Raw genomic sequence first — 16,450 nt, forward strand, 5'->3', positions numbered from 1 at the left:
TAACTTAAAAAGCTAAACACTAGTCTAAAACAACAACATTCTTGCCTAGTGATTTAGCTTTATATAATGCATTGTCTACACGCTTTAAAATACTATCAATATCATCACCGGTCGTTACTGAAGTAACGCCTGAGCTAATGGTAACATCATTATTTGTTAGTTGAGATAAGTTAACATTATTAGCTATGTTTAAACGTAATTTTTCAGCAATGACTTTGGCTTGTTCAAGGTTAGAGTCCACTAACAATATTACAAATTCTTCACCGCCCCAGCGTGCTACAAAATCGTTTTTTCTTATGTTAATTTTTAATAACGCAGCGAGTGATTGTAATACTTTATCGCCAATATCATGGCCTTGTGTGTCATTAATTAATTTAAAGTCATCAATATCAATGAAGATAATAGATAACTCATTGTTATTACGCTCTTTATAGCATAATAGTTCAGATAACTTATTATGAAAACAACGCCTATTTGGTAAGTTGGTAAGCTCGTCATTACTAGCTAAACTGTTAAGCTTTAAATGGATTCTTCGCACGTAAAGTACAATAATAATACTAATAAGCAATGTAATAAGCCCAGAAAGTAATATATTGATATAAAACGTATCTTTCGCTGTTTTAGTAAAGTCATTCACTTTAGCTACAACAATAAGATATAAATCGAGCTCATCAATAAATTTTCTACTTAATAAGTGGGCTTCACTGTTTTCTCGGTAATCAAAAACTTGGCTACCTTTACTGATAATATCTGATAATTGAGTGGCTAATTCAGGGGTGTCAATTAAACCTGGTACAGTTTTAATACCTTTTTCTGAAATGACTACATTGCCATTATGATCAACAAAATAAACGGTGAACTTATGCTTCAACCTAAAGTCTTTTAACATGTCGTTGATGTAAGAAGTTTTTAATCCTATACCTGTAGCACCTAGCATGTGGTAATCATCATCATAAATTTTATGATTGAGGAACATAATAAGTTCGCTACCCATATTAGTGTTATAATCAATGTTGATTTCGCTAGGCTCTGCTATTTTTTTAAAGTTGAAATACCAGGCACTATTAGTACTATTCTCATTAAATGTTTCTAGCAAACCTTGGGCTGAATAGTAGTTATTACTTTTATCGGACACTAAAAAAGCAGTAAACATTTTATATTTATTTTGAATTTTTTCTAAATAATTGGTGATTTGCTGAATATCATCTTCTTCATGTGACAACCAATCAATTAAAAAAGTATCGTGGGCCATCATCGAGGCAATTAAATTGGGTTCAATTATATTTTTTTGTATTTTGTTATAAATATTATCAACGGTTAAAGGTAGGGCTCTTTGTTTTAGTTGATCTCGGGTACTTTCCATTGCCGTAAAATAGTTCACAAGCGTTAGTGAGATAGATAAGGAGAAAACTAAGGCAGTAATGATGAAAACAATGCGGTAATTGAAATGCATAAAATTGGTACTGTATAAACACATTAATGAAAGTATTTAAATATCATAGCAGTTATTGTTAGCAGTTTAAGCATATTACTATTAAAAATAACTAATTAACTGTCTTTTAGTTATTTCTTCTAAATTACTTTAGCGTTAATGTGACCATCACTTAGTTGTATACTGATTTTTTCATCACTAAGTAACTGTTCAACTTTAGTGATCACTTGGTTTTTCTCGTTACGGGTAACGCTATAACCGCGTGCTATGGTTGCTAACGGGCTAACAATTTGTAATTGCTCAATTAAATGCACAAAATCATCACGCTTATGCTGTAAAGTATTTTGCATTGCTTGTGTTATACGCTGTTTACTCTGACTTATTTGTCGCTGTTGAAATTCAATGACTTTTGCAGGGGATTGATTTAAAAGACGTTGATTAAGTTGAGCAGGCTTGTTTTGTAATTGTGACATATTGCGCAACATCACTTGTTTTAAACGCAGCGTTAATTCATCAGCTTTTTGTTGCTGTAATTGTAATTGTTGCTCAGGGTGTACTTGCGATAACCTGTGTTGTAAGTAAGTTTTTTTATTATTCAATAAAAGCAACTGACTTTGTAGCGCTTTAATTAAGCGTTGCTTGAGCATTAATACTTGATTAAGTTGCTCACTACTATCACTGGAAACAAGTTCAGCGGCTGCCGACGGTGTTGGCGCGCGTAAATCAGCAACATAATCACTTAACGTGGTATCAATTTCATGGCCTACGGCGCTAATCACCGGAAGTTTACTATCATAAATAGCGTAAACAACGCTTTCTTCATTAAAAGGCCATAAGTCTTCTAATGAGCCACCACCACGGCCGACAATCAATACATCACATTCATTACGCTTATTGGCACTCTCAATGGCGTGACAAATATCGCCTTGCGCATACTCGCCTTGTACTAATGCAGGGTAGATAATGGCTTTGATATTAGGATTACGGCGTTTAAGTACAGTTAAAATATCTTTTACAGCAGCGCCGGTAGGTGAGGTGACGATACCGACGGTTTGTATGTGTGCAGGTATCGATTTTTTATGCGCTAGGTTAAAAACGCCCAATCCATTGAGTTTGTTTTTTAATTGTTCGTATTGTTGGCGTAATAAACCAGCACCCGCATCTTCCATATGTTCAATAATTAATTGAAAATCACCTCGTGGTTCATACAAAGATACTTTAGCGCGAACCAACACCTGTTGCCCATTAGTTGGAACACCACCTGTATTTAAACGTACTCGTCGGTTACTGCCTTTAAACATGGCGCACTTTACTTGCGATTTCGCATCTTTTAGCGATAAGTACCAATGACCAGAGCTAGCAGCAATAAAGTTTGATATTTCACCTGTTAGCCAAACGGTATTAAGCTCACTTTCTAAAATAAAGCGAACTTTTTTGGTTAATTCGCTGATTTGTAAAATGTGCTGTGGACTCATAATTTATGGCTCATTAAGTTGACTTATGTTCACTTTTAAATAGTGTTATTTACTGATAATTGTTGCTTGCAATACAAAAGCGTAATTAGGACGAATAGTTGACAAGAAACGCTATTATTTATGGATTACCGCCATCTTTCAATTGATTTTGGTGATTAATATTTATAAGCGCCATTTATTTACTTATTTTTATCGTAAATTGATAAATAAATGTTTACCTAAAACAATAAAACCGTTAAAATTCTGCCGCAATATTCACTCCCTAACCAACCCTTTTAGAGAGATGTTGCGATGCTAAGAATTGCCCAAGAAGCTTTAACTTTTGATGACGTGTTACTTGTACCCGCTCACTCAACTGTGTTACCACATACGGCTGATTTAAAAACTAAATTAACCCGTAAAATAAACCTAAATATCCCGATGATTTCTGCGTCTATGGACACAGTTACAGAATCTCGTCTAGCAATCACGTTAGCACAAGAAGGCGGTGTAGGTTTTATTCATAAAAATATGACCATTGCTGAGCAAGCTAAACATGTTTCTAAAGTTAAGAAATATGAAAGTGGTATTGTCTCTGATCCATTTACCGTGAGTACTGACTTTACTATTGAAAAAGTAATGCGTAAAGCTGACGATTTAGGCTTTTCTGGTTTTCCTGTTGTTGATGCTGAAAATAATTTAGTAGGTATTATCACTGGTCGAGATTTGCGTTTTGAAACAGACTTAACCCGTCCAGTTTCATCATTAATGACACTTAAAGAAGATTTAATTACTGTTAAAGAAGGCGCAGCACGCGAAGAAATTCTTGAGCTAATGCATGATAACCGTATCGAGAAAATCTTAGTCGTTGACGATGCATTTAAACTTGTTGGTTTGATCACAGCAAAAGATTACCAAAAAGCAGAAGACAAGCCTAACGCGTGTAAAGATCAGTTTGGTCGTTTACGTGTTGGTGCTGCTGTTGGTGTTGGCGCTGGTACAGACGAACGTATTGATGCACTTGTTGCTGCTGGTGTTGATGTATTATTAATTGATACGTCACATGGTCACTCGCAAGGTGTTATTGACCGCGTAAGTGAAACTCGTCAAAAATACCCTGATTTACAAATTATTGCAGGTAACGTTGCAACAGGTGCAGGCGCTAAAGCCTTAGCTGATGTTGGTGTTGATGCAGTAAAAGTAGGTATCGGCCCAGGTTCAATTTGTACCACACGTATTGTGACTGGTGTTGGTGTACCGCAATTAACGGCTATTTCAAATGCCGTTGAAGCACTTGAAGGTACAGGAATCCCTGTTATCGCTGATGGCGGTATTCGTTTTTCAGGTGATATTGCTAAAGCTTTAGTTGCTGGCGCACATTGTGTAATGGTTGGTAGTATGTTTGCTGGTACTGAAGAGTCTCCGGGTGACGTTGAACTTTATCAAGGCCGTTACTACAAATCATATCGCGGTATGGGCTCGTTAGGTGCTATGGCACAAAAAGACGGCTCAAGTGATCGATACTTCCAAAAAACTGATGGCGAAGCTGATAAGTTAGTGCCAGAAGGTATTGAAGGTCGCGTTGCTTATAAAGGCCCAGTAGCAGCAATTATTCATCAACAAATGGGCGGTATTCGCTCTTCAATGGGCTTAACGGGCTCTGCAAATATTGAAGAAATGCGTACTAAGCCTGAGTTTATGAAGATTACTTCGGCAGGTATGGGCGAATCGCACGTGCATGATGTAACAATAACGAAAGAAGCACCTAACTACCGTATGGGATAAATTCGGTTGAATTAGTTTCGCGCAATTTCGGCGTTGCAAGTGCTCACCTAGTAAACTAGGCTCCGCGCTAGCGCCTTGAACTAGCACTAAACTATTTTCAACTTGGTGTTGATTGAAGGTATCTTCAACCGAAAAATTCCAACAGGCTGAGTTATTAATATGATAACTCAGCCTGTTTACTTATTATATAGCTCAAAATGAACGAGCTTTAGGCAAGGCTGTTGAGTAATTTAGAAAATGAGTTTATGTCTCATAAATGATTTTGATAAATTACGAAAACAATGCAGCATAAAGTTTGTTCATGAAGAGCAATCAAAATGAGAGAAAAAAATGAGTAAAGACATTCATGATTCACGAATTTTAATATTAGATTTTGGTTCACAATATACACAACTTATTGCACGTCGCGTACGTGAAATTGGTGTTTACTGTGAGCTTTGGGCTTGGGATGTTACTGAAGCGCAAATTAAAGAATTTAACCCAACAGGTATTATTTTAGCAGGTGGACCTGAAAGTGTTACTGAACACGATTCACCACGTGCACCTGAATGTGTATTTAACGCAGGCGTACCTTTGTTGGGAGTATGTTACGGCATGCAAACAATGGCTGAGCAATTAGGCGGGGCGGTTGAAAGCTCTGAGCATAAAGAATTTGGTTATGCTGGCGTTGAAGTTATTGCTGAGTCTGACTTATTCAAAAATATTGAAGACAATGTTAACGATCAAGGCAATGCTGTTCTTGATGTATGGATGAGTCACGGTGATAAAGTATCTGCGATTCCTGCTGGTTTTGAAGCAATAGCTCAAACTCCAAGTTGTAAATTTGCAGCTATGGCAAACAAAGAAAAGAATTTCTACGGTGTACAATTTCACCCAGAAGTGACGCACACTAAACAAGGTTTACGCATTTTAGAGCACTTTGTTGTAGATATTTGTCAGTGTGAAAAACTTTGGACGTCAGCATCAATTATCGAAGATGCAATTGCTAAAATGAAAGCACAAGTGGGTGACGACGAAGTTATTTTAGGTTTATCAGGCGGTGTTGACTCATCGGTTGTTGCCATGCTTTTACATCGTGCTATTGGTGATAAATTGACTTGTGTATTTGTTGACAACGGTTTACTTCGTTTAAACGAAGGCCAGCAAGTGATGGATATGTTTGGCGACCACTTCGGTTTAAACATCATTAAAATTGATGCCGAAGACAGATTTATGGACCGATTAGCAGGTGAAAATGATCCTGAGAAAAAACGTAAAATTATCGGTAATGTTTTTATTGATGTTTTCGAAGAAGAGTCAAATAAACTGGAAAATGCTAAATGGTTAGCACAAGGTACTATTTACCCTGACGTTATCGAATCTGCAGCATCAGCTACAGGTAAAGCGCACGTGATTAAGTCACACCACAATGTTGGCGGTTTACCAGATTACATGAAGTTAGGTTTAGTTGAGCCATTACGTGAGTTATTTAAAGATGAAGTACGTAAAATTGGTTTAGAGCTAGGTTTACCATACGATATGCTTTACCGTCACCCATTCCCAGGTCCTGGATTAGGGGTTCGTATTTTAGGTGAAGTGAAAAAAGAATACGCCGATTTATTACGTCGTGCCGACGCTATCTTCATTGAAGAGCTCCACAAACACGATTTATATACAAAAGTAAGCCAAGCATTTACCGTGTTTTTACCAGTACGTTCAGTAGGTGTTATGGGTGATGCTCGTAAGTACGACTGGGTTGTAAGCTTACGTTGTGTTGAAACCATTGATTTTATGACCGCGCGTTGGTCACATTTACCGTATGATTTCTTAGGTTTGGTTTCAAACCGAATCATTAACGAAATCGATGGTATTTCTCGTGTAGTTTACGATATTTCAGGTAAGCCGCCTGCGACAATCGAGTGGGAATAATTTAGTTGTAGACTTGTTAAATCACATTCTTTCGTTGTCGGAAGTGCTCACGTAGTAAACTACGCTCCGCGCTAACTCTTAGAAATAAAGTGATTTTCCGTCGTCTAAAAACTAAATTAATGAACAATACAAAACCTCATTACTGAAAAGTTCTGGGGTTTTATTTTAATAATAACTATATAACACTAACCAAGGAACTCAAACTAATTGGAATTTTAGCAAAGCCGTTGAGGCTTTTCTTTCTGAGCATATGACTATATGTGATGAAAGAAAAGGCGATAACAATGCCGATAAAATTTCAAATAGGAAGAGCAAAGCACTATGATACAGAGAATTGAAAAAAAGCAACGCATGAGCCGAATAGTTAAGCACAACGGAACAATTTACTTATGTGGACAAGTCTGTGCAGACGCGACTAAAGACATTACTGAGCAAACCCAAACCATGCTTGATAAAGTTGATGAATTATTAATTGCTGCAGGTAGCGATCGCGAGCACATGTTGTCAGCAACTATTTATTTAAAAACCATGGCCGACTTTGCTGCAATGAACGCAGTATGGGACGCTTGGGTGCCAGAAGGACATGCTCCAGCAAGAGCTTGTGTAACTGCTGACATGGCGCGTGACGTTTTATTGGTTGAAATTTCAGTGATTGCCGCTGAAATTCAAGCATAAGACTTTTAGATAATTTATTATCTTTAAATCGCTTCACTAAACTCACATAACTAACGTTAACCAAGAGGAATACATGCCTTTAAATATTTCAAATAGTTATCTCAAACTTGGTGCTGCTTTTTCGCAGCAGTCACTGCCATCACCAGTGGTTTCGCCTGAATTACTGTTGTGGAATTTACCACTAGCTAAGTCTTTAGGCATCAAATTTGCGGTGCCTGAAGATAATGATTTAATCGCACAATACTTTTCAGGAAATAGATTGTTTGAGAGAAGTGAACCCATCGCGCAAGCTTATTCTGGTCATCAATTTGGACATTTTAATCCTCAATTAGGTGATGGTCGTGCCCATCTTTTAGGTGATATAAAAGATGAAAACGGCAATGTTTGGGATATTCAATTGAAAGGCTCTGGTACTAGTCATTTTTCTCGTAGTGGCGATGGTCGTTGTGCGTTAGGGCCTGCGTTGCGTGAGTTTATTATGAGTGAGGCAATGTTTGCTCTTGGCGTACCAACTACGCGTTGCTTGTCGGTTGTTGCCACAGGACAAGCAGTTTATCGCGAGCAAGCATTACCAGGTGCAGTGGTTACTCGTGTTGCCGCAAGTCATATTCGAGTAGGAACATTTCAATTTTTTGCGGCAAGAGGTGATGTTGAGTCATTAAAGAAATTAACCCGTTTTGCAGTTCAGCGACATTTTCCTGAGATCACCGTACCTGTTATTGATGATACTTCGGTAAATACGGATACTTGTTTAGACGTTGTTAGCTCTGAAAATGTGCTTGATTTCTTCGCTGCAGTATTAAATAAGCAAGTTAAATTAATAGTTTCATGGTTACGTGTTGGTTTTATTCATGGCGTGATGAACACAGACAATACGGCTATTTCAGGTGAGACTATTGATTATGGTCCGTGTGCGATGATGAATCATTATCACAGCGATACTGTGTTTAGTTCAATTGACAGAAATGCGCGGTATGCGTTTGGTAATCAAAGCTCCATTATGCAATGGAATATGGCGCGCCTTGCTGATTGTTTATTACCTTTAATCGATGACGATGAAAACGTTGCTTTAGCGAAAATTGAGCCGTTCTTAAAGCAGTTTGCTAATGATTTACAGTATTCTTATTATCTGATGATGGCCAATAAATTGGGCATCAGTGATTTGTGCGAAGGTGATGTTGAGTTAGTGAATGATTTACTGAAGTTTATGCAAGAAAAGGGGATGGACTATACTCAATCTTTCGTTACATTAGCGGCTAATTTAAATCAAGCTACTGTTGATAAAGTACTTGTGAATGATGAGGGCTCTGAGGATGAGTGGCAACAATGGTTAGTGCGTTGGTATGAACGTATTGCTGATGATGTAAATGCAGCTAAAAAACTCATGCTACAAACTAACCCGCAGGTTATTCCTCGTAATCATCATGTTGAAGCTATATTAGCGACAACACAAGCAACGGGTGACTTAACGAATTTAGATGAGTTTTTGACGGTACTGCAACAACCTTATGAAGAGGTTGATAATACGTACCTATATCAAGACGCACCGCGTGATGGTGATATAGGCTACAAGACTTTTTGTGGTACTTAATACCAATTTCATTAAGTTATTCTTGTACTAGTTAAAATACTCCAGAGCTGCGTTGCTCTCAATCCCAATAGCCAGCTATTGGTCAATTTAGCGCCTTGCTCTGAAATGTGTTTTCTGTACAACAAGCTCACTTACTTAAAATTATTTCTCTAGGAACTTTATGATAAGCCAACAGCATGGACAAGCTACTGACTCACAACAATTACATAGCGCCTTAAAGCAAACGTTTGGCTTTGATCAGTTTCGTCCAGGGCAAGAGCAAACCATCTCACAGCTACTAAATGGCCAGTCTTCTTTAGCTATTTTTCCTACCGGATCTGGTAAGTCACTGTGTTATCAATTACCAGCATTGCACTTGCCGTATCTCACTCTAGTTGTTTCCCCTTTATTGGCTTTGATGAAAGATCAATTGGCATTTCTTGCCAGTAAAGGTATAAAAGCAGCGAGTATTGATTCCACTTTAAAAGGTAATGAAGCCCAAGAAGTGATGGCTGGTGTGCGCAGTGGTGACATTAAAGTATTAATGGTGTCGGTTGAGCGCTTTAAGAATGAACGTTTTAGACAATTTATTGAATCTGTACCTGTGTCTATGTTGGTGGTTGATGAAGCACATTGTATTTCTGAATGGGGGCATAATTTCAGACCTGATTATTTGAAATTACCGAGCTATTGCCGAGCGTTAAACATTCCTTTGGTGTTATTACTTACCGCTACAGCAACGCGTAAAGTAAAATTAGACATGGCTGCTAAGTTTGCAATAAGTCACGAACATATTGTACAAACAGGATTTTATCGAGCCAATTTAGATTTAAGCGTTATTCCTGTTACTGAGCTATCCGTTACTGAAGTAAACAAAGGCGAGCCTCGAAAGAACCAATTATTATCAGATATTATCCATCAGCAACAAGGGGCTGGCATTGTTTATGTTACCTTGCAGCATAGTGCTGAAAGCGTTGCACAATACTTAACACAGCAAGGAATTAATGCTTGTGCTTATCATGCGGGCTTTGATAGTGATACCCGTAGCCAAATTCAGCAAGACTTTATGGACAATAAAGTTCAAGTCATTGTTGCTACTATCGCTTTTGGTATGGGGATTGATAAAAGTGATATTCGTTTTGTTATTCATTACGACTTGCCAAAGTCTATTGAAAATTACAGCCAAGAAATAGGACGCGCAGGTCGAGATGGTCAGCCATCGTACTGTTTTACTCTTGCGAATCTTGATGGTTTAACTACCGTTGAAAACTTCGTGTATGGTGACACGCCAGAGTACGCTGGTATTGAAATGTTACTTAACTCAATCAAAGATGAAGTTATTACCAATGCTTATGCTAATGACGCTCAAGGCTCACCTGAAGGAAAGTGGGAGTTACAAATACTGCCATTATCTAACGCCGTTAATATTAAACAATTACCGTTAAAAACCTTATTAGTGCAGCTTGAATTAGCTGGTGTAATTGAGCCTCAATATGCCTATTTTGCTGACTTTAAAATTAAGTTATTAAAACCGAAAGATGAAATCCTCAATAGCTTTAACAGTCAACGTAAAGACTTTTTACAGCGAGTATTTAACGCCACCGACTTTAAAAAAGTATGGGGAAGTTTAAATTTCGAGACTTTATTGCAAGATAAGAGTATTGACCGTAACCGCGTTATTGCAGCCTTGGAATATTTACAAGAGCAACAACTTATCGTGCTTGAAACCAGAGGCATGACTGAAGTGTTTAACGTTAACCTTAATGAGTTAGCCGATCCAAGTTTATGTCAAACCTTGAGTGATTATTTTAAAGACAACGAAGAAAAAGAAATAAAGCGTATTGCTACCTTGGTACGCTTTTTTGAACTTGATAGTTGTTTAACGGTTAACCTAGCGCGTTACTTCGATGATAGACAGTTTGATGACAAACAGTTTGATGCACGACAGCTAGGGCAGCAACAAACCACTAATACTAAATCAACACCCAAATGTGGACATTGTAGTGTTTGTCGAGGACAAGTTGCAGTGCTTGAACATTCACAAACGAATATTGCATGGCCAAGTGATGAGGCGCTACAGCAAGCTATAACGGCATTATCTGAACGACTAGAAGGGAAAATAAACCAACCACTATCGCTAGAAAGTTATTGTCGATTTTTTGCCGGCATGACAGTACCTTTGTTTGGACGTAATAAAGTAAGGCAATTACCTGGTTTTGGACTTTGTGAACAACAGCGCTATCAAGCTATCCGCGAAAAACTGCAAAGCTTGAATCTTGATCTTTAAAATGGAAGTACTAACTGATTACAGACAATCAATGCTTATTGAGTTTACATCGTCATTGTATCGTTAAAATCAGTTAATTATTCATAAAGAAAGGTTTGAGTATCTACTCTAATGTATAATATATTTATTCGATCTTATTCTCTCATTCTTAACTTGAGCTACTAAATGTTCACGACTATAAAAAATTCTGTTCCCATGAGTGTCTGGTACATGCTGCTTTCTGCATTAGGTTTTTCCTTAATGTCTGCCTGTGTAAAAGAGGTAAGTAGTTTAGGGATCCCTGTGCTTGAAATTGTCGCCGCCAGAGCAATTGTTTCATTAATTCTTAGTTATGCTGATATTAAACGAAAGCAACTTACCGTTTGGGGAAATAACAAGCCGTTACTTTTGGCGCGAGGTTTAGTCGGCGCATTTACCTTAATATTTGTTTATTACTCTGTTACCACGTTGCCTTTAGCTGAAGCGACACTTCTACAATATTTGCATCCCGTTTTCACCGCTATTTTAGCTTTGCTCTTTTTGAAAGAAGTCATACAGCGCTCAACCATGGCTTGTATTGTTATTAGCTTGTTAGGCTTGTTCATAATTATTCAACCAAACATGCAATTAACGATGCAAGCTAATGAATTGCCTTTAGATACATTATCAGTAGACACCTTACTTGTGGATAGTACGTCTAAATATTCTTGGTTAAGTATTGGCGCTGGCATTTTGGGCGCTCTTGGTAGTGCTGTGGCTTATGTATTAGTGAAAAAACTGACTAAAACAGATGATAGCTCGGTAATTATTTTTTATTTTCCGTTAGTTGCCTTACCTATTTCGGTTTTATTGTTAGGTGATGACTTTGTTGTACCTAGCTTAACTGCAGTAGGTTTACTTATTTTAGTGGGCATATTTACGCAAGTAGGGCAGGTTGGTTTAACTAAAGCATTTAATAGCTCTGATGCTAACAAAGCTAGTGCTTATGCTTATGTGCAAATAATATTTTCGGTGGCTATAGGGTGGGCGTACTTTGGTGAAGTGCCAATACTTACGACTATTATTGGCGGCAGCTTGATTATGATTGGTGCTTTAATCAATGTTTTGTGGAAGCGTTAATTTAATTGAGCAGTTTTTATCACGAAAATAAGTAATTTAAGCGCTTTTGTTCTTAACTCTCATTCTTAGTTATTTTTAGCAGCAAAACTTGCTAACTTGGCATGTGTAGTATTTGTTGTTTGCGCTAAGTACAGTGTTATTTCTTTAACCGATTGGCGAAAAGGTTTAACTAAATGAGGCTTTAAGGTTTTCTTTACCTGTTTCATTTTATCAACTTTTAACGATTCACCTTTTATGACACAAAATAAAGCTAATGCGTATACGGTTTCTAGTTCAGGTAATGCCGCCGTTCTGTTTAAATTTCTATTATTACAAGAGCCACACCCCCCTTTAAACTGATATGCGGTATTTGCAAAAATAACTCCAAACCCCATAAAGCAGGCGACTAAATCTATCGTCTGTGGTAATGCAGCCTTTCCGCCTGGTGGAGTCATCACCGTTGTATTGTGAGTGTTTGCAGTAAATTGATTAACCAGTATTTTCGCTTGAATTTGCACTAGATAAGCAATTAAGTCTTGTGGCTGATTAAGCTGGCTTTGATGAAAAGCTATATCTATAGTAGGCACAATTTTCTCACCTGCAAAGCTCTTCCCTTCAAAACTTTCTCCTTGGAAGCTATAACTTACTGCGGTATCGGTTGTGAAATCCTGAATACTTATTACTGCATTTTCACCACGCAGGCGAGTTGATAATGTTAATTTCGGCATTGGCTTTTGAATAAAATTTTGCGTAGTAACAAGCCTTAATGGCCAAGTGTTCATACCCGTATATTTAGTGGTATTAGTGAAAATAGCATTAGCCATTTCTTCAACGCTACTTGCACTACCAGGATAAAAGCTATTATTAGGTAATATCAGCTGACTATCCTCTTTAAAAAACTCACCGTCAAGTTGGGTTATGCACCATGCAAAAGTATCAAAAATCCATGCCTGACTGTCTTCATCAACAACAGGCTTCGTATTAAAAATATTTGTTTTTAACGATTTTATTTTTAAAAGGTTTGATAGCATTTATATAGTTGGCCACTTTAAATGAATGATAATTTTCAAGTACAGTTTACACTAGCCGATAATTAAAAGTCATTAAGTTAAACTTTACTTGTATATCGCTTAAGGGCAGCGAAATGGTTAACTTGTTTAAGCATATGCGCAGGGTTATTAGTTTTTTGTAAATACAGCGAAACTTCTTTGTAAGCCTTAACAAATAGCTTATATAAATCAGACGAAAATTCTTGCTTTAAGTTTTTTATATCGCAATCATTTATTGCGCAAAACAAAGCCAAAGCATAAATTAATTCAGCGCTAGGTAAATTCATTTTTGCTTTATTTTTTTCATTGATTTCAGTTGCAACATTTAACGATTCAGCAGTTTTAGTGAAAATGAAGCCAAAGCCCATAAAACAAGCAATTAAGTCAATCGTTGTAATTGATGTTTGTTGATAACCTTTATGTCTAAGCGGTGTAGGTATACCTTTTTGCTTAATTAAATAGTCTAGCTGTACTTTTACTAAATACGTTATAAATTCATCAGGCTGCTCAACTTGGCTCGAATGATAAGGGATATCGAGTGTCTTACTCGTGTTTTTATCGGCTTTGTTAGAACCGGAAAGATGATTTTCATTGTAAAAAGTTGTAGCAAAAAAAGGCTTTTTGATTGCCTTTGTTATACTGCTATGGGTTAAATTATTAATTTCCTGTTCCATTAACGAGTGTTGAGGAAAGTAATCAACTGGTGTTAGCGTTATTAACGATGAAGGTATGCCAGTGTATTGACAGATACTAATTAACACTTTTTCAGCAATTGCTTCAGTGCAGCGGATATTTTTTGGATAAAGTGTTTCGGTTAAAATTAACTGAGGACAAGTTTGGAAAGAGTTATCCTTTAATTGTGCAACGCACCAAGCAAAGGAATCGAAAATCCACTGTTGATTGGCTTCATCAACCACAGGTTGTACTTTAAATAACCTTGATAACATGACTACTCGCTATGCTAAATATTTTCTTTGGAGGCCCTTATTTTAATAGTCTTTATTGAAGAATATTAAGTAACACTGTTGATAATGATTAGCGCAAATTAAAAGGACTATATTATTTTCGTATTTTATCGTGATAATGTAAATTTAAACATTACAGTATCTGTCAAAAAATAAGTAATCATTTATTGTGTTATTTAATTCTTGTTTGGGTATTCTATAAGTAATTGTCATGACATCATTGTGGCAAATGGTATAATTAGCTCATTACGCTAAAAACCGAAAACTGATACCTTCAAAAAACAGCGTCTTCGAAAATAAAGTGCCTTATTAGACCGTTTAGGAAAAATGATGATCAACAAAGATATTTATAAGAATAACCCACTACACGGCACTAGCCTTGAAACAGTATTAACTACTTTAGTTGATCATTATGGCTTTGAAATTTTGTCAGCATACATGAATTTAAACTGTTTTAAACAAAACCCGAGTATTGAGTCGAGCATGAAATTTTTAAAGAAAACGGCTTGGGCGCAAGAAAAAGTAGAAGCTTTTTATATGTATCAATATCACAGCTTACCGAAAGCTGATGATGCTAATTTTGAATTACCGCCGCGTGACCGCATTGTACCATCGGGCTTAGAGCAAAGGCCGCCGAAAGAGTTAAGTCTTGAAGATGCGGAAGAGTTACGTGTTAAACAAGCAGAGAAAACCCGAAAACGAGCATTAGCCTCAAGCCCAGCTAATCCTTGGGGCAACAGATAAGTTCTCACTTATTCTACTATGAGTTTATTTTCCTCAGTATTAGAACAGCCCATAAGTATTTTGCCGTTTGATGGTGAAGTACTTTATTACGGTGAAATAATATCAGATCAAGATAGCGACTTTTATTTTACTCAATTATTAAACACCATGCCTTGGCAACACGACCAAGCCATGGTTTTGGGCAAGATAATTGAAACTAAAAGAAAAGTCGCTTGGTGCGCTGACACTATTGGCGGAAAGCCTTTTTCTTATAGTTATTCTGGGGTAACCCGTTATTCCCTACCTTTCTCTGCAGAGTTACTCACCCTTAAGAAGTTAGTCGAACAGCATAGTGGCGAAACCTATAACTCGTGCCTATTAAACCTTTACCATTCAGGTGAGGAAGGTATGGCGTGGCACAGTGATGGTGAAGATGACTTAAAGGAGCAAGGCGCAATTGCATCTCTTAGTTTTGGCGCTGAGCGAAAGTTCGCTTTTAAACATAAATACTCAAAACAAGTTATTGCGCTACAATTAAAGCCCAGTAGTTTGTTAGTGATGAAAGGTAGTACTCAACAATATTGGTTACATAGATTACCGCCAACTAAAACAGTGACTGAGCCTCGAATAAACCTTACCTTTAGAACTATTGATAAACCTGAGCTAACATAACAACAGTCACTTGTTAGTTCGTACTGTAAATCAGTCGCCTATATAATAGTTATACTCTCAATCTATATGCCTAATCTATGCACTTAAATGTAGATAAGAGTTATTTCTTGGTGTCATTAGACTATTAAAGGTATCGAGCTGTTTAGCGGTTAATGGCGATATGTCACTTCTCTTATCCATTCTATTAATGTCATTACGCTCAACAGGACGGATATCAGAGTGATAAGCACCATTGTTATGCATATACATTTCAACGGATTTTTGTTGTAAGAAGCTTTTAGTTTCAGGGTAGAGCGAACTTGAAACGGTAAAATCAGCATCAATACTTTTCTCATCAGCATTTTGTTTAATAATACGTTTTTGTATTGTGGTTAATATGTCACTAAAATCTGCACGCGAAGCTGTTGCTAATACGCTTGATTTTCGAGCGATAGGCAGAATGCTTTTTATATTTGTTAATAGGCTAAAGCTACTTGAAGATCCGAGTTGTATTGACATATTGATTCCCTTAGTTAATCGCACTAAATTAAGTGTTATAAAACCGATAGGAATAATATAAGTAAAAAGCAGAAGTGAAATTGTTGTAGTTTGTAAACAACTAGAAGCAAATTGTGTTCGGGCTTATACCCGTTCCACTTGAAGATGCTCGTTTCAGGAAGCCTGAGCGATTCATAACCAAGGCACCTTTTTTTATCAAGGGTTGTTCCCTTAAAAAGAAATGTAACGCAGGGTATGATTTGCTCAGTCTTCCCCAAGGACTGGTTTAGAAACGCTTTATGCCGCGTTATTGATTTTGAGAATGAACAACCATTCTCTACAATCAATGCCTTGCCTAAAGGCGTTTCTAATTCCA

13 protein-coding genes are annotated in these 16,450 nt (G+C 37.0%); 8 read left to right on the forward strand and 5 right to left on the reverse strand.

The window, feature by feature from the left end; translation table 11 throughout:
* Positions 1–19: 19 nt before the first annotated feature.
* Together KO502_RS03710 and xseA are read right to left on the reverse strand one after the other, a co-directional pair.
* The gene (locus KO502_RS03710; protein ID WP_216021217.1) at positions 20–1,453 is read right to left on the reverse strand and encodes a diguanylate cyclase; all 1,434 of its coding nucleotides are present in this window, start codon (positions 1,451–1,453) and stop codon (positions 20–22) included.
* Positions 1,454–1,572: 119 nt separating this feature from the next.
* Positions 1,573–2,907 (reverse strand): exodeoxyribonuclease VII large subunit, encoded by a 1,335-nt coding sequence (gene xseA, locus KO502_RS03715; protein WP_216021218.1) that lies wholly within the window; start codon positions 2,905–2,907, stop codon positions 1,573–1,575.
* A gap of 291 nt (positions 2,908–3,198) precedes the next feature.
* Here xseA and guaB point away from each other — a divergent pair, with 291 nt between their 5' ends.
* The 6 genes from guaB to KO502_RS03745 all read left to right on the forward strand — a co-directional run bounded on the left by guaB (position 3,199) and on the right by KO502_RS03745 (position 12,209).
* Entirely contained in the window at positions 3,199–4,671 is a 1,473-nt protein-coding gene (gene guaB, locus KO502_RS03720) for an IMP dehydrogenase (protein ID WP_216021219.1), read from the forward strand.
* A 330-nt stretch (positions 4,672–5,001) separates the two neighbouring features.
* On the forward strand, positions 5,002–6,579 hold the full coding sequence (gene guaA / locus KO502_RS03725; protein WP_216021220.1) for a glutamine-hydrolyzing GMP synthase: 1,578 nt from the start codon (positions 5,002–5,004) through the stop codon (positions 6,577–6,579).
* Between the two features lie 321 nt (positions 6,580–6,900).
* Entirely contained in the window at positions 6,901–7,254 is a 354-nt protein-coding gene (locus KO502_RS03730) for a RidA family protein (protein WP_216021221.1), read from the forward strand.
* Positions 7,255–7,327: 73 nt separating this feature from the next.
* Positions 7,328–8,845, forward strand: coding sequence for a protein adenylyltransferase SelO (locus KO502_RS03735; protein ID WP_216021222.1), 1,518 nt, complete (start codon positions 7,328–7,330; stop codon positions 8,843–8,845).
* 160 nt (positions 8,846–9,005) lie between these two features.
* A complete protein-coding gene (locus tag KO502_RS03740; protein WP_216021223.1) occupies positions 9,006–11,111 on the forward strand; it encodes an ATP-dependent DNA helicase RecQ in 2,106 nt (701 codons plus the stop codon).
* 210 nt (positions 11,112–11,321) lie between these two features.
* Positions 11,322–12,209, forward strand: coding sequence for a DMT family transporter (locus KO502_RS03745; RefSeq protein WP_216021224.1), 888 nt, complete (start codon positions 11,322–11,324; stop codon positions 12,207–12,209).
* Positions 12,210–12,274: 65 nt separating this feature from the next.
* On the opposite strand, the gene KO502_RS03750 is transcribed toward KO502_RS03745, so the two are convergent.
* Both KO502_RS03750 and KO502_RS03755 read right to left on the reverse strand, forming a co-directional pair.
* A complete protein-coding gene (locus tag KO502_RS03750; protein ID WP_216021225.1) occupies positions 12,275–13,219 on the reverse strand; it encodes a hypothetical protein in 945 nt (314 codons plus the stop codon).
* Between the two features lie 77 nt (positions 13,220–13,296).
* On the reverse strand, positions 13,297–14,184 hold the full coding sequence (locus KO502_RS03755; RefSeq protein ID WP_216021226.1) for a hypothetical protein: 888 nt from the start codon (positions 14,182–14,184) through the stop codon (positions 13,297–13,299).
* Positions 14,185–14,532: 348 nt separating this feature from the next.
* Between KO502_RS03755 and KO502_RS03760 the strand changes: the two genes are divergently transcribed.
* Together KO502_RS03760 and KO502_RS03765 are read left to right on the forward strand one after the other, a co-directional pair.
* The gene (locus KO502_RS03760) at positions 14,533–14,946 is read left to right on the forward strand and encodes a VF530 family DNA-binding protein (RefSeq protein ID WP_216021227.1); all 414 of its coding nucleotides are present in this window, start codon (positions 14,533–14,535) and stop codon (positions 14,944–14,946) included.
* An 18-nt stretch (positions 14,947–14,964) separates the two neighbouring features.
* Complete coding sequence (locus KO502_RS03765) at positions 14,965–15,597, forward strand: alpha-ketoglutarate-dependent dioxygenase AlkB (protein ID WP_216021228.1); 633 nt, start codon at positions 14,965–14,967, stop codon at positions 15,595–15,597.
* 75 nt (positions 15,598–15,672) lie between these two features.
* Here the strand turns inward: KO502_RS03765 and KO502_RS03770 are convergent, their stop codons facing one another.
* Positions 15,673–16,095 carry a hypothetical protein gene (locus KO502_RS03770; protein ID WP_216021229.1) on the reverse strand — a complete coding sequence of 141 codons (423 nt, stop codon included), beginning with the start codon at positions 16,093–16,095 and terminating at the stop codon, positions 15,673–15,675.
* Between the last annotated feature and the right edge of the window lie 355 nt (positions 16,096–16,450).

Source organism: Colwellia sp. E2M01, from assembly GCF_018860585.1.
Classification (GTDB): domain Bacteria; phylum Pseudomonadota; class Gammaproteobacteria; order Enterobacterales; family Alteromonadaceae; genus Colwellia.